Source organism: Bradyrhizobium ottawaense (assembly GCF_002278135.3).
In the GTDB taxonomy this organism is placed as follows: domain Bacteria; phylum Pseudomonadota; class Alphaproteobacteria; order Rhizobiales; family Xanthobacteraceae; genus Bradyrhizobium; species Bradyrhizobium ottawaense.
The window spans coordinates 1,151,819-1,166,543 of record NZ_CP029425.2 but is presented as its reverse complement, the minus strand read 5'-3'; the positions used below and the strand labels follow the sequence as shown (position 1 = coordinate 1,166,543).

General features: G+C 64.1%; 12 protein-coding genes. 7 read left to right on the top strand and 5 right to left on the bottom strand.

Going from position 1 to position 14,725, the window contains the following annotated elements:
- Nucleotides 1-115 precede the first annotated feature (115 nt).
- Complete coding sequence (locus CIT37_RS05555) at nucleotides 116-931, top strand: acyl-CoA thioesterase (RefSeq protein ID WP_095425106.1); 816 nt, start codon at nucleotides 116-118, stop codon at nucleotides 929-931.
- A gap of 37 nt (nucleotides 932-968) precedes the next feature.
- Here the strand turns inward: CIT37_RS05555 and acmB are convergent, their stop codons facing one another.
- Both acmB and CIT37_RS05545 read right to left on the bottom strand, forming a co-directional pair.
- Entirely contained in the window at nucleotides 969-2,162 is a 1,194-nt protein-coding gene (gene acmB, locus CIT37_RS05550; RefSeq protein ID WP_095425105.1) for a methyl acetate hydrolase AcmB, read from the bottom strand.
- Between the two features lie 56 nt (nucleotides 2,163-2,218).
- Nucleotides 2,219-3,859 (bottom strand): flavin-containing monooxygenase, encoded by a 1,641-nt coding sequence (locus CIT37_RS05545; RefSeq protein ID WP_095425117.1) that lies wholly within the window; start codon nucleotides 3,857-3,859, stop codon nucleotides 2,219-2,221.
- Between CIT37_RS05545 and CIT37_RS05540 the strand changes: the two genes are divergently transcribed.
- Nucleotides 3,834-5,081, top strand: a complete 1,248-nt coding sequence (locus CIT37_RS05540) for a helix-turn-helix domain-containing protein (RefSeq protein WP_244611365.1) — start codon at nucleotides 3,834-3,836, stop codon at nucleotides 5,079-5,081. The two genes, CIT37_RS05545 and CIT37_RS05540, sit on opposite strands and share 26 nt — an antisense overlap.
- Nucleotides 5,082-5,162: 81 nt before the next feature.
- On the opposite strand, the gene CIT37_RS05535 is transcribed toward CIT37_RS05540, so the two are convergent.
- The 3 genes from CIT37_RS05535 to CIT37_RS05525 all read right to left on the bottom strand — a co-directional run bounded on the left by CIT37_RS05535 (nucleotide 5,163) and on the right by CIT37_RS05525 (nucleotide 10,472).
- Nucleotides 5,163-6,779: a phosphoenolpyruvate carboxykinase gene (locus tag CIT37_RS05535; protein ID WP_095425104.1), complete on the bottom strand. Its 1,617-nt coding sequence runs from the start codon at nucleotides 6,777-6,779 to the stop codon at nucleotides 5,163-5,165.
- Nucleotides 6,780-7,064: 285 nt separating this feature from the next.
- Nucleotides 7,065-9,659 carry a CHAT domain-containing tetratricopeptide repeat protein gene (locus tag CIT37_RS05530; protein WP_095425103.1) on the bottom strand — a complete coding sequence of 865 codons (2,595 nt, stop codon included), beginning with the start codon at nucleotides 9,657-9,659 and terminating at the stop codon, nucleotides 7,065-7,067.
- Nucleotides 9,660-9,737: 78 nt separating this feature from the next.
- The gene (locus tag CIT37_RS05525) at nucleotides 9,738-10,472 is read right to left on the bottom strand and encodes a HugZ family pyridoxamine 5'-phosphate oxidase (RefSeq protein ID WP_095425102.1); all 735 of its coding nucleotides are present in this window, start codon (nucleotides 10,470-10,472) and stop codon (nucleotides 9,738-9,740) included.
- A 241-nt stretch (nucleotides 10,473-10,713) separates the two neighbouring features.
- On the opposite strand from CIT37_RS05525, the gene CIT37_RS05520 reads away from it, so the two are divergent.
- The 5 genes from CIT37_RS05520 (at nucleotide 10,714) to CIT37_RS05500 (ending at nucleotide 14,702) form a co-directional block, all read left to right on the top strand.
- A complete protein-coding gene (locus CIT37_RS05520) occupies nucleotides 10,714-11,415 on the top strand; it encodes a response regulator transcription factor (RefSeq protein WP_008542552.1) in 702 nt (233 codons plus the stop codon).
- Between the two features lie 120 nt (nucleotides 11,416-11,535).
- The gene (locus CIT37_RS05515) at nucleotides 11,536-13,332 is read left to right on the top strand and encodes a sensor histidine kinase (protein ID WP_028139810.1); all 1,797 of its coding nucleotides are present in this window, start codon (nucleotides 11,536-11,538) and stop codon (nucleotides 13,330-13,332) included.
- Entirely contained in the window at nucleotides 13,329-13,853 is a 525-nt protein-coding gene (locus CIT37_RS05510; protein WP_038973661.1) for an HPr kinase/phosphorylase, read from the top strand. Before CIT37_RS05515 ends, CIT37_RS05510 begins: the two co-directional genes overlap by 4 nt.
- Before the next feature lie 133 nt (nucleotides 13,854-13,986).
- The gene (locus CIT37_RS05505; protein ID WP_007597752.1) at nucleotides 13,987-14,388 is read left to right on the top strand and encodes a PTS sugar transporter subunit IIA; all 402 of its coding nucleotides are present in this window, start codon (nucleotides 13,987-13,989) and stop codon (nucleotides 14,386-14,388) included.
- On the top strand, nucleotides 14,385-14,702 hold the full coding sequence (locus tag CIT37_RS05500) for an HPr family phosphocarrier protein (protein WP_028139808.1): 318 nt from the start codon (nucleotides 14,385-14,387) through the stop codon (nucleotides 14,700-14,702). Before CIT37_RS05505 ends, CIT37_RS05500 begins: the two co-directional genes overlap by 4 nt.
- The last annotated feature ends 23 nt before the right edge of the window (nucleotides 14,703-14,725 follow it).

Sequence of the window (14,725 nt, the reverse complement as noted above, 5' to 3'; positions counted from 1 at the left end):
CATTCCGGGGCGGCTCGCAGAGCCGAACCCGGAATCTCGAGCTTCCGGGTTCGATGCTCTGGGCCGCGCTACGCGGTCCCGTCGCATCGCCCCGGAATGACAGACGGAAACACACATGCACGCCAAGCTCCCGCACCCCTTCGACGACGCCACCCGCGTCACCGCCGGCGACTCCAGCTGGCAGGGGCACACCAGCGACGATTATTGGGCCTTCGTCGGCCCGTTCGGCGGCGCCACCGCCGCGACCATTCTGCGCGCGCTGATCGACCATCCGGAACGCGCCGGCGATCCGCTCGCCCTCACGGTCAATTATTGCGCGCCGATCGCCAAGGGGCCGTTCGATCTCGACGTGCGGCTGGTGAAGGCCAACCGCTCCAGCCAGCACTGGAGCGTCGAGCTCAGCCAAGGCGGCGGCGAGGTCGCGACACTCGCCACCGCGGTGTTCGCCGAGCGCCGGCCGTCCTGGGAGCACCGGGTGGCGCAATATCCCGATGCAAAGCCGTTCGAAGCGACGCTGCCGTTCCCGAAGATCGCGGCGTCCTGGGCCAACCAGTACGAGTTTCGCTTCGTCGAGGGCGAGATGCGGATCGGCCCGCAGCAGGCCGCGCCCGCCAGCACCTATTCGAAAATCTGGATCAGCGACCGCGCGCCGCGCAAGCTCGACATGCTGTCGCTGATGTCGATGTCGGACGCCTTCTTCGGCCGCATCTTCCACGCTCGGCGCGAGCTGGTGCCGTTCGGCACGGTGTCGCTGACGACCTATTTCCACACCGACAGCGACGAGCTCGCGGCTGAGGACATCACGCGCGTGCTGGCCACCGCCGATTCGAAGATCATGCACAAGAGCTACGCCGACCAGAACGCCGAGCTGTGGTCGCCGAACGGAAGGCTGCTCGCGACCTCGACACAGATCGCGTATTTCAAGGCGTGAGCTCTCGCCACCCCTCGTCCCGTTCTTGCCGGGGTTCCTAACCCGCCATTCGCTGCCTCAGGCTCTGATAAAACGCCGTCTCGAAATTCATGTAACCGATGAACGACGTTGGATCGCCGAACGGAAGAATCTGCGTGGCCCAGAACCCGCCGAACCCGTTCTGCCGGTCGATCCAATAGAACAGATTGGCAAGGCCCGCCCAGCCGAGGGCGCCGGCGGGACGCCCGGTGGGTGCTTCCTGGTCGTTGATCATGAACGAGAGCGCCCAGGACTTTGGCTGGCCCGGGAAGAACTCGGCATCATTGCACAGCGCCGGGATGACGCCGGTGATCGGTGTCACCTTCTTGTCTCCGAGATGATTCTTCTCCGCCATGCGCACGGTCTCCGCCTTCAGCACGCGGCCATGCTCGCCGGCACCGTCATTCAACCACATCCGGATGAAACGCATGTAATCGCCGACCGTGCCGTAAAGGCCGTGGCCGCCCATATGCACTTCAGGCTTGGCGGGGAGCTCGAAATCCATCGGCGTCAACGAGCCGTCGGCGCCGCGCGCGTGGATCCCCGCCAGTTTGCTGCGCATGGCGTCGGTCAGCTCGAAGGTCATGCTCTTGATTCCGAGCGGCTCGAAGATGCGCGTATTGAAAACCTCTCCAAGCCGGCGCCCGGCGATGGCCTCGACGATTTGGCCGCACCAGTCGAGATTGGTGCCGTAGTCCCAACGCTCGCCCGGATCGAACAGCAGCGGCGTCATCAGGCAGGCTTTGGAAGCGGTGATGACGCTGGGCTGCCCCTTCTCCTCGGCCAGGCGGTTGTAGGTGTGGTTGATGAAGTCGTAGCTGAGACCGGCGGTATGCGTCATCAGCATCCGCGTGGTGATGTCCCGCTTGGGCGCCCGCAGCATCGGCTCACCCGCGGCATCAAAGCCCTCGATGACCTGGAGCTTGCCGATGTCCGGAGCGTAGCGCTTGGCCGGTGCGTCGAGATCGAGCTTGCCCTCTTCGACGAGTTGCAGCACGGCCGTGCCGGTGACCGCCTTGGTCGTGGAGAAGATGGCGAAGATGCTGTCGGTCGTCATCTCGGCTGGCTGGTCGACACGCCTTTTCCCCGCTGCGCCTTCGTAGATGTTGCGATCGCGGTTCGTCACCATCGCGACGACGCCAGGCACACGCGGCGTGGATGTGACGACGCCGCCGAGAACGGCGTCTGCGGCGGCACCGAAATTCGTGCTCATTTTTGTCCTCCCGTTTGTATTGGATGAATTCCGTCGATGCAGCGCCTCGCGAGCACTCAATTCATGGTAAAACCCTGGTAGCCGCTGGCAGCGACCTCGTTGCATTTCTGCCGATAGGCGCCGACGCCCCCGCAATAGGACAGAACGCGGCGCGGTTTGCCTTCGACGTTCGAGCCCAGGTACCAGGAATTGGTCTTCGCGATCAGCGTCGCATTGGCGATCTCATCGTGATGCGCCACCCATCCGTCTTCGGCATCCTTGGTCGGCTCAACCACCTTCAGGTTCTTCGTACGCACGAACCTGATGCAATCGTCGATCCATTCGACCTGCTGCTGGAGACAGGTGGTCATGTTGCAGAGCGCAGCCGACGGAGCCAGCGGCACCGCAGTCGTGAACAGGTTCGGATAGCCGTGAACCTGCAGGCCCATCGTGGTGCGGATATCCTTGCTCCAATCCTCCTTCAGCGACCGCCCACCGCGGCCCCTGATATCGATGCGCGTCAACGCGCCGGTTCCGGCGTCGAATCCAGTCGCCAGAACGATGACGTCGAGCTCGTGGATCGTCCCGTCCGCGGTCTGGATACCCGTGGGTGTCACGCGTTCGATCGGATTGGCCTTGACGCTGACGATCTCGACATTGGGGCGATGGAAGGCTTCGAGGAAGTTCTGCTCCAGTGGCACCCGATGCGTCCCGAAACCGTAGTCGGCCGGAATCAAGGCATCGCACAGCTTTGGATCCTTCAGTCGCTCGCGCATCTTCTCGCGCACGAAGCCCGAGATTTCGGCGTTGACCTCGGCGTCGAAGAACAACTCGGCGAAGGACGATATCCAAAGCTTCAGGGAGCCGTCGTTCCAGCAATCCTCGATCACCTCCCGGCGCCGCTCCGGCGTCAGGCCGGCCCAGGCGTGCTCGAAATCATATTCGAATCCGGTGAAGGTACGCGGCAGGCGCTCCGTGAGATGCTGGAATTTCGACTTGTAGGCCTCCGCATCTTCCTCGCTGTACTTGGGATTCTTCATCGGAATCATGTATTGCGGCGTGCGAACAAAGACTTTCAGATGACCGACCTCGCCGGCGATCGTCTGGATGACCTGGATGCCGGTTGCGCCGTTGCCGATAACGCCGACGCGCTTGCCGCCGAATTCGACCGGCTCCTTGGGCCAGCGCGCCGTGTGGAACAGCTGCCCCTTGAACGTCTCCTGTCCCGGAAACGATACGTGCGGGGCGGAGAGCATGCCGCAACAGGTGATCAGAAACTGGGTGTCGATCACGTCACCCCTGTCGGTCGTGACCAGCCAGCGCTGTGTGGCTTCGTTGAAATGGGCGCTTTTGACGATCGTCCCGAACTGGATGTCCTTGCGCAGATCGAGGCGGTCGGCGATGTAGTTGAGCCAGCGCTCGATTTCCGGCTGGCCGGGGAATTTCTCGCTCCAGCTCCATCCCTTGTAGAGCTCCTCGGAGAACAGATACTGGTAGATGTGGCTCTCTGAATCGAAGCGGGCGCCGGGATAGCGATTCCAATACCAGGTGCCGCCCACGCCTGCGCCCGCGTCAATGGCCCTGACCTTCACTCCCTGTTCGCGCAAACGGTAGAGCTGATAGAGCCCGGCGACGCCGGCTCCAACAACCACCGCGTCGAATTTCGCCGTTACATGCGCGCCATTGCTTCCATTGGGTTTGGTCGCCGTTTCTGCCATTTTTCCCTCCTGGCTCTTCCCAGAGCGCGCGGCCTTCCTCACCCGTCGTGTGATCGGATGGTCGTGCATCGCGTCAATTGTCGGTCCCGCGAGCGCTTGCGGCTTTTCACCGTTCTTCCGCACTTGCCCGGAACGCGAGGGAGGCTATGAGGCGGGCTGCGTTCCCGGCTTGAACAAAACCGACAATCCTTTGAATGAAGCCGGAGGCCGGCGCCGACCTCGCCCGAGCTCGCTTGGCAAATGGCAAATCCGGCCTATGCTGCTGCCTTGCCGATCGGCCAATGAGAACAACAAGCAGTCGACCCGCCAAAACTCCAGGGAGGAGGCTCGCGCGATGGGGCAGTTCATCACGGTCGAGGAGCTGCCACGCTATGCTCCCGGCGAAATGATGCTGGACAGTTCGGCGGTGGGAAAAGCCGATTTTCGGCTGCGCGTGTTCCGCTATGCGCCATCCGATATCTGGGTGCCGCCGTCCGATAACTTTCTGATCGTAATTTATCGCGAAGGCACCACGGCGATGAAACGCCGCGTGACCGGATCCTGGAAGCAGGATCATGTCGGCCGCGGCGTCACGACGCTGCTGACGCGCGCGGAAGCTTCGAACTGGCGATGGTGCCATGACCTCGAAGTCAGTCATTTCTACATCTCGCCTAGTCTCATGGCGAAGACCGCAAGCGAGGCTTTTGACCGGGATACCGAAAGCGTCGAGCTTCATGATCTGCTCAGGATCGAGGATCCGGTCCTGACCTGGATTGCTGACCAGATGGTGCAGGAGGTTTCCGCAGGCGGTCCGGGCGGCCGGCTCTGCTACGACGCCATGGCACTTCAGGCGAGCGTCCACATCCTGCGAAAATATGCCTCAGTGCAGTTCAAGCTGCCCTGTGCGCAAGGGCGCTTCAGGCCGGCGCATGCGCGGATGATCGAGGACTATATCGAGCAGAACATCTTCCGGAATATCACGCTCGACGAACTGGCCAACATCTGCAACTGCACGCCGGTGCAGTTCACCCGCAAGTTTCAGGTGCATTATGGCATGCGCCCGCACGCCTACGTCCTCACCCGCAAGGTGAAGCGCGCCTGCGAACATCTGCGCAAGGACCGGCTTGCACTGAAGGAGATCGCCCTGTTGAGCGGATTCTCCGACCAGAGCCATCTCAACCGGATCTTTCGCAGGCATATGAGTGCGACTCCCGCAGAATATCGCAAGCAATGCACAGGCTAGGCAGCCTGACGATGCTCAGGCCGCAAAAGAAAGGGCGGCTGATCAAGCCGCCCTTTCACGTCAATCACATCTTGCGAGAACTTACTCCGCCGCGAGCTTCACGTCCGGCGCGGCGGCGCGCACCTCGGCGTCCACCTGGGCTTCGAACTTGGCAAAGTTCTTCTGGAACATGCCGACCAGCGCGCGGGCGGTCTTGTCGAACTCGTCCTTGTCCTTCCAGGTGTTGACCGGGTTGAGGATCTCGGCCGGCACGCCGGGCAGCGCGGTCGGGACCGCGAAGCCGAAGTACTTGTCGGTGCGGAATTCGACGTTGCGAAGCGACCCGTCGAGCGCGGCGGTGAGCAGCGCACGCGTCACCTTGATCGGCATGCGCGAGCCGACACCATACTTGCCGCCGGTCCAGCCCGTATTGACCAGCCAGCAATCGACACTGTGCTGGGCGATGAGGTCGCGCAGCATGTTGCCGTAGACGCTGGGGTCGAGCGGCAGGAAGGGCGAGCCGAAGCAGGTCGAGAACTCCGGCTGCGGCTCGTTGCCGAGACCGCGCTCGGTGCCCGCGACCTTCGCGGTGTAGCCGGACAGGAAGTGATACATCGCCTGCGCCGGCGAGAGCTTGGCGATCGGCGGCAACACGCCGAAGGCGTCGGCGGCGAGCATCACCACGTTCTTCGGCTGCGGCGCGCGGCCGGTGCGCGAGGCGTTCGGGATGAAGTCGAGCGGATAGGCCGAGCGCGTGTTCTCGGTCTTGGAGCCGTCGTCGAAATCCACCACGCGGGTGTCTTCGTCGAGCACGCAGTTCTCGAGCACCGCGCCGAAGCGGGTCGAGGCCGCGAAGATCTCGGGCTCGGCTTCCTGCGACAGCTTGATGCACTTGGCGTAGCAGCCGCCTTCGAAGTTGAAGACGCCGTTCGGGCCCCAGCCGTGCTCGTCGTCGCCGATCAGCGTGCGGTTGGGATCCGCCGACAGCGTGGTCTTGCCGGTGCCGGACAGGCCGAAGAAGATCGCCGCGTCGCCCTTGGCGCCGACATTGGCCGAGCAATGCATCGGCATCACGCCGCGCTCGGGCAGATAATAGTTCAGCGTGGTGAAGACCGACTTCTTCATCTCGCCGGCATAATAAGACCCGCCGATCAGGACGATCTTGCGGGCGAAATCGATCGCGACGACGTTCTCCGACTTGCAGCCGTGACGTTTGGGATCGGCGCGGAAGCTCGGCATGTCGATGATGGTGAGCTCCGGCACGAAGGTCGGCAGCTCGATCGCCTCGGGGCGAATCAGCAGCGTGCGGATGAACAGCGAGTGCCAGGCGAGCTCGGTGAAGACGCGCGTCTTGATCCGGTAGGCCGGGTCGGCACCACCATAGAGATCCTGCGCGAACAGCTTCTTGCCTTCGGCGTGCTTGAGGAAGTCCTGATAGAGCGTCTCGAACTGCTCTGCGGTGATCGACTGGTTGCCGGCCCACCACATCTTCTTGTCGGTGGTGGCGTCACGCACCGTGAACTTGTCCTTCGGGCTGCGCCCGGTGAACTCGCCGGTGTCGGCGCAGAGTGCGCCGTCAGCGGACAGCACCGCCTCGCCCGCAGTGAGCGAGTATTGATAGAGTTGCGGCGCACCGAGGTTCCAGTGAACCTGCTTGAGATTCTTTAAACCGAACTTGTCGGCGCCGAAGGCACCGTTGCGCACGCCCGTCTCTTGCACGAAAAATCCTCCTAGAACCCGCGACATTCAGCGCGACCAGAACTTCAGCACCATCGCGGTCACCGTGATTTATAGGCCAACCGGCCTCGGCTGGGCGACCTAATAATGATGAACGCTGGCGTTGCCAAGCTGATCCCGCAGGATTTGGTTTATTCAAGGACCGCGCCAAACGTCGCGCATGTCAGCTCTGAGCAGCTGCATCAAAAAATCACGAATGATCGCGCAACCAAATGCGGAATTCGGCGTTGATGATGGTTTTTGCGACGCACAATTCCGGCTGCCGGCTTATCGTACCTCGCCTTCGCCAATGAGCGCGAACGGTCCCCACATCGCCGGGTAGGCGTTGCGCGGTGACGAGGTGTCGTCGACAAACGTTAACATCGCGCGGCGCAAGGCTTCGGCGCGACCGATTTTCGGTTCGTTCTTCAGCAACTCGAACGTCGATGTGGTGAGGCGGGTGGCGGCTTCCGAATCCACGGCCCAATGCGAGACCAGAAGCGCACGGGCACCGGCATAGAAGAAAGAGCGCGCCAATCCCGACAGCGCTTCGGCCCCGGGCTTGTCGCCGGCGATGGTGTTGCAGGCGGACAGAACCACCCAATCGGCGTTGAGCTTGAGCTGGGCCACTTCGCTCGCGGTCAGAAGGCCGTCGTCGAGCTCAGACGGCTGATCGGGAATGGACAATGCAAGCGAGGGCTCGCCCAGTCCCTTGACGTCGCCGGCAACGAGGCCGTGGGTGGCAAAATAGATGATGCCGTATTGGGCAAGCGCTGCACGCTTCAGCGTCGTTTCACTGGCATCGCGTCCGAGATGGATGTCGGCATCATTGGCGCCGACGTCCCTTGCCACCGCGTTCAGCTCGTCGGCGGTATCGGGCAGTTGCGGCAACGCCTGCGCCAGCCGCGCGCGATCGACCCCGGCGCCGCGCCAGAAATCGGTATAGGCAATCGTCGCAATGCTGCGCGCCGCGACCTTGCCGCCTGCGGCGCGACGGTCGGCGGGCCCTTCGGCTGCGGGATTGAAGACGGGATCGCCGAAGCCGGTCATCGGCTTTGCGCCCTGATCCCTGCGCGCGAAGGCACGCAGCGATTTCAGGCTGATCACCGACGGCAGCACCGAGACGGCCTGACGCCTGAGCAGCCAGGCGGCGTCGCGATAGCCGTCGAGCCTGTCCGGAATCGCAGCCTGCGGCTTCTCGGTGACCAGCAGATGGAACGGCAATGCGGTCAGCGCCGCCGATGGCACGACCAGCAGATTGCGCTTGTCCTTCGTCAACGCCTCGACCGGGCCGAGCAGCGCGACATAGAGCTCGTTGGCGAGCGCGAGATCGAACAGGCCCGATTTGCCGGAGGCATCGCGCGCCTTGCCGACATCCAGCCCCCTGCGGAAGGCCGAGACTTTCCGCGCCATTGCGTCCGCGCCGAGCGAGATCTCCTTCCAGTCGGCGCCATCGCGCGTGATCGCGATGACGTAGCTCCGCTTGTCGACGACGGAATAGATCACCATCGCCTCATCGGCCGACAGCAGCGGCTGGATGTCCTTCACCGCCAGCGGCAGCGGGTTGGAGAGCGAGGCGTAGTCGGGAAACTCGAGCGTGAGCGACTTTTGCAGCCCCGCGCGTTCGCTTGCAATCGCAACGATCCGCGCGCGGCTGCGCTGCTCGGCCGTGACGTCCCGCTGCGCCGATTGCTTCGACACCGCGGTGATGATCGCCTTGTCGAGCGCCTCGGCCTCGGCCGCGAGATCCTGATCCCGACGCACCAGCTCGGCGAGCCGATCGCTGCCGGCGGCCAATCGCACCGCGAGCTTGTTCACGGCAGAGGCGGCGGAAGATTGCGTGCCGCGCTGGATCGCGCCGAGCGCGTCATCGAGCGCCTTGTCGCTCGCCAGGAGCGTTTGCTGGCGCGCAGCGAACAGAACCGGCAGCACGGTGCGCAGCTGCGCGCGGTTGGCGGCAAGCGTCTTCTGCGCAAACGGCAAGGCCTCGGCGTTGCGGCCCGACACCTGAAGGAAATAAGCGAGATTGCTGGTCGAAGTCACGACATCGGGATGATCCACCCCGAGCGCCCGCTCGCGGATGGCAAGCGCGCGGCGATAGAGCGGCTCGGCCTCGGCATAGCGCTGCTGGTGCTCGTAGAGCCCGGCGAGATTGTTGAGCGAGCGCGCCACGTCGGGATGATCCGGGCCCAGCACCTTTTCGCGGATCGCGAGCGAGCGCTTGATCGGCGCTTCGGCATCGGCATCGCGGTTGAGGTCGCGATCGACCTGGCCGAGATTGTTCAGGACGGTGGCAACCGCGGGATGCTCGGGCCCGGCGGCCTTCTGATAGATCGCGAGGGCCCGCTGAAACAGCGGCTCGGCGTCGGCAAAATGCTCCTGCTTCACGTAGAGCGTGGCGAGATTGTTCAGGGCCTGGCCGACATCGGGATGCTCGCGCGACAGCGCCTTTTCACGAACGGCCAGCGCACGCTTGAACAGCGGTTCGGCTTCGGTGAAGCGGCTCTGCCGCTGATAGAGCGCGGCGAGATTGTTCAGGAGCGGCGCAATCTCGACGCTGCCCTGACCGGTCCCCTTCTCCATCAGCGCGATGGCGCGTTTGTAGAGCGGCTCGGCCTGATCGTCGTGGCCCTGGTCGGCGTAAATCTGCCCGAGATTGTTGAGCGCCGCGGCGAGGTCGCGGTTGTTGCTGGTCTTCTCGAGCGAGGCCACCATGGCCTGCGCCAGCGGCAGCGCCTCCGAATATTTGCCGGCGCTCCGGAGCGCATTGATGCGCCCGCTCTGCGCCGACAGATCGCTCTTCTGGGCAAGGCCGGGCGTGGCAAGCGACGTGGTGATCGCGAGCGCCAGACCCGCAGCCAATGCCAAACGACGACGCGCCATGAACCCTCTCGCTGCGAGCCTTAAGACCTGACCGTCTTGGGTCGCAGCGATGGGTCGCGGCGTTCAAATTGTTGCGTTCTAGTCCATCTTCATGCGCGCTTCGCCAGCGAGGCGGACCAGCATCTTGCGCAGCGACGTGCCGTCCGTCACCCGCTCCGGGAAGTCCAGCCGCAGCGCGGTCTGGCCGTCCTGCATATCGAGGCCTTCCGGATCGCAGCCGGTGCAACGCCAGTCCCCCGCGGCAGCGCCAAGGAGCTTTGTCGCATAGAGGCCCATGGCGTCGCGATGATCGGCATTCATATGCGTGACCGCCCCCTCCTCCGCTGCCAGCAGATCTTCGGCGCCGGAGAGGTCCGTGAGGAACTGGGCGGGCTTGAGATCGACGATCCGGCCGAAGCCGGCGACCAGATGAGTTCCCGTGGGGCGGATCCGGAAAAAAGAGAAATCCTTAAAGGAAACAAAGCCTTCCGCCGACGGATGCGCATTGAGATAACGTCGCTGGAGCAAATCCCTCGCGGCATCAGCCTGCTCCGCCCGGCCGGACAGCATGATCCGGGCGCCTTCCAGCGGATCGCCCGCCGCCCGCTCGTCCAGCATCAGGGAGACCCTGCTGTCGGCGAGAAGGTTCCTTGTATGCACGGCGAGGCCCGAGATCAGCAGGATGGGGGAACCGTCGGGATGGCTGGCCAGATTGACCAGGGAACAATAGGGGTCGCCGCTGCCGGCCATGAGAGTTGCCAGCGCCCCCTGCCGCGATCGCCGCAGCAGGGATTTGGCGAGCTTTGCGGGGTCGAAATCAGGGGTCGGTTGCATCGGCTTTCTCGGCTCAGGTGGTTGCAAGGGAGGCCTTTTTTCGGGTAAACGGGGGCCTGGTTATGGGTCGACATGCGGCGAATCTGCCGCGTTTCGTGGAACTTGGTCACACTTCAGCCCAGCTTGCATTGCTCGGTGACAAGGTTCGAACGCCGACATCGGCACCCATGTATGCGGCGCATCAGTGGATTGCTCGCCGTTTCAAGCCACGACCCAAACGGAAAGCAGAAAGCAGAGGCTCATGCCCACAATCGCTTTGGTCGACGACGACCGCAACATTCTCACATCCGTCTCGATCGCGCTGGAAGCCGAAGGCTACCGCATCATGACCTACACCGACGGCGCTTCCGCGCTTGACGGTTTCCGCACCACCCAGCCCGATCTCGCCATCCTCGACATCAAGATGCCGCGCATGGACGGCATGGAGACGCTGCGCCGGCTCAGGCAGAAGTCCGACCTGCCGGTGATCTTCCTGACCTCCAAGGACGAGGAGATCGACGAGCTGTTCGGCCTCAAGATGGGCGCCGACGATTTCATCCGCAAACCGTTCTCGCAGCGCCTCCTGGTCGAGCGCGTCAAGGCGGTGCTGCGCCGCTCGGCGCCGAAGGACCCGACCGTCGCGCCGAAGGAGAACGACGCCAAGGCGCTCGACCGCGGCCTGTTGCGCATGGATCCGGAACGGCATACCTGCACCTGGAAGAACGAGCCGGTGACGCTGACCGTCACGGAATTCCTGATCCTGCAGGCGCTCGCGACCCGGCCCGGCGTGGTGAAGAGCCGCAACGCGCTGATGGACGCCGCCTATGACGACCAGGTCTATGTCGACGACCGCACCATCGACAGCCACATCAAGCGGCTGCGCAAGAAGTTCAAGGTGGTCGACAACGAGTTCGAGATGATCGAGACGCTGTACGGCGTCGGCTACCGCTTCAAGGAAGCCTGAGGCGCGAGAGGCGCCTTCACGAAAGACTGAGAGCATCGCCGGTTCTGATTTCATCGGGACCGGGATGGCTCTAGGATGCGGGGACCATTGCCACGAGCTGTCCTAACGCGGGCGTAAGCATTGCTTGACCGAACGCAGCCTGACGAGAACCAGAGCGCCGGGGAGATCACATCCGACGGCGTTCCGGAGCAATTTGCCGAAGACAAGCCGCAGGGCTTCCGACCGCTGAACTGGCTCAAGCGCGCCGGGCAATTCTTCTTCGCGCTGTCCTTCTCCAGCCTGACCCGCCGCATCGTCTCGCTCAATCTCGCCGGCCTCGTCGCGCTGGTGGCGAGCATCCTGTATCTGTCGCAATTCCGCGCCGGACTGATCGACGCGCGGGCGCAGAGCCTCCTGGTGCAGGCCGAGATCATCGCCGGCGCGATCGCGGCCTCCGCCACGGTGCAGACCAACGCCATCACCATCGATCCCGACCGGCTGCTCGACCTCAAGCCGGGCGAGACCTATGGCGGCTCGGACGAGTACTCGCCGCTGGACTTCCCGATCAATCCGGAGCGCGTGGCGCCGGTGCTGCGCACGCTGATCTCGCCGACCAAGACGCGCGCCCGCATCTACGATCCGAACGGCAGCCTGCTGCTCGACAGCCGCAACCTCGAAAACGTGCTGCGCCTCGACCTGCCGCCGCCGGCGGAGAAGCCCGGCTTCGTCGAGCGCGGCATGGTCGCGGTGCGCACCTGGCTGAACCGCGGCGACCTGCCGCTCTATCGCGAGCTCGGCCCCGAGAACGGCAACGGCTATGCCGAGGTGGGCGATGCGCTCCAGGGCCAGAAACGCTCGATGGTGCGGGTCAATGCCCGCGGCGAGGTGATCGTCTCGGTCGCGGTCCCGGTGCTGCGCTCGCGCGCGATCCACGGCGCGCTGATGCTGTCGACGCAAGGTGACGACATCGACCAGATGGTCACTGCCGAACGCCTCGCCATCCTGAAAGTCGGCGGCGTCGCGGCCGCCGTCATGATCATGCTGTCGCTGCTGCTTGCGAGCACGATCGCCGGGCCCGTGCGCCGGCTTGCCGACAGCGCCGAGCGCGTCCGCCGCCGCATCAAGGCCCGCATCGAGATCCCCGATTTCACCCGCCGCCGCGACGAGATCGGTCATCTCTCCGGCGCCCTGCGCGACATGACGAGCGCGCTCTACAGCCGCATCGAGGCGATCGAGATGTTCGCCGCCGACGTCGCCCACGAATTGAAGAACCCGCTGACCTCGCTGCGCTCGGCGGTCGAGACACTGCCGCTGGCGCGCAACGAGAACAGCCGTGCGCGCCTGCTCGAGGTGATCGAGCACGACGTCAAGCGGCTCGACCGCCTGATCTCCGACATCTCCGACGCCAGCCGCCTCGATGCCGAATTGCAGCGCCAGGACGCGATCCCGGTCGATTTGCGCCGCCTGCTGACGACGCTGGTGTCCGTCGCCAACGAGACCAAGCTCGGCCACGACGTCGCGGTCGAGACGCGCTTCGAGGGCCGCAGCCCGACCGACACCTTCGCCGTGTCCGGCCACGATTCACGGCTCGGACAAGTGGTCTCCAACCTGCTGTCCAACGCGCAGTCGTTCTCCGAACCCGGCAGCAAGGTGCGCCTCACCTGCCGCCGCGCGCGCTCCGAGATCGAGATCGTGGTCGACGACGACGGCCCCGGCATTCGCGACGACGCGCTGGAACGCATCTTCGAGCGCTTCTACACCGACCGTCCGCATCAGGGTTTTGGCCAGAACTCCGGCCTCGGCCTGTCGATCTCCAAGCAGATCATCGACGCCCATGGCGGGCGCATCTGGGCCGAGAACCGCGCAGGCCCGCCGGATGAGGAGGGCGTGCCGACGGTCGCAGGCGCGCGCTTCGTGGTGAGGCTGCCGGCGCTATGAACGACGGCGGGCCCAGCGTTCACGCCTCCGCAGTCAAGGTCGGACATCGGGCGGTGCTGATCCGCGGTCCCTCGGGCTCGGGCAAGTCGCGCCTTGCCTTCGATTTGATCATGGCCGGACGCTCGGGCGTGGTCGAAAGGGCCGTTCTGGTTGGGGATGACCGTGTCCATCTGGCGACAGTCGGCGATGAAATTGAAGTCCGCCCCGCGCCGGTATTGGCTGGCCTGATCGAGATCCGGGGCCTCGGGATCCGCCACTGCGACTTCGTGGAGCATGCGACCGTCGGTCTCGTGGTCGATCTGGATGCCGCGGACGCCGAGCGCCTGCCTGCGACGGATTCGCTGAAAACCATCATTTCCGGTGTCGAAATACCGCGAATCCCTGTTGGCCGCGGATATTCACCCCTCCCACTGGTTGTCGCGGCCTTGACCACTACCAAGAGTTCATCTTCCGTTAACCCTTCAGGCGATTGTTTGAAGGGAAATGGTAACCATATGAACCCCACTATCGCGACCGAATAGACCGGCGCAGCTCCCCTCATCCATCCGTCTAGATTCAGGGAGATACGCAACATCCCCTCTTGCGCAGGGGCTCTGGATGGTCAAAGTGGCGCGTTCGTGCGGTGCACCAAAAGCGCCCGCGAGGAGTTTTCCGATGATTGGTCTAGTACTTGTGACCCACGGGCGCCTTGCCGACGAATTCAAGGCAGCGCTTGAACATGTCATGGGCCCACAAAAGCAAATCGAAGCGATCACGATCGGTGCCGAAGATGATTCCGATCTCTGCCGAAGTGACATCATCGAGGCGGTTAACCGCGTCGATTCCGGCGACGGCGTTGCGATCCTCACCGACATGTTCGGCGGCACGCCGTCGAACCTTGCAATATCCTGCATGAGCCGGCCCAAGGTCGAAGTGCTCGCGGGCATCAACCTGCCCATGCTGGTCAAGCTCGCCAAGGTGCGCGAGGAGCGTCCGCTGCCCGACGCGATCGCGATGGCCCAGGAAGCGGGACGCAAATACGTCACCATCGCCAGTCGCGTGCTCGCCGGCAAATGAGCGACGAGGCGCCACAAGCGGGGACAGGCGTGCCCGCGGGCGCGATCTCCAAGGACCTCCTGATCATCAACAAGCGCGGCCTGCATGCCCGCGCCTCCGCGAAATTCGTCCAGGCTGTCGAGCGCTTCGATGCGCAGGTCTGGGTGACGCGCGGTGGCGAGACGGTTGGCGGCACCTCGATCATGGGCCTGATGATGCTTGCCGCCGGACCGGGCACGACGATCACCGTCGCCGCCGCCGGCACGGATGCCGAAGCTGCGCTCGCGGCGATCACCGAGCTCGTTGAAAGCAAGTTCAACGAGGAAGGGGTTTAGGCCCCTCTCGCGCTACACGCTCA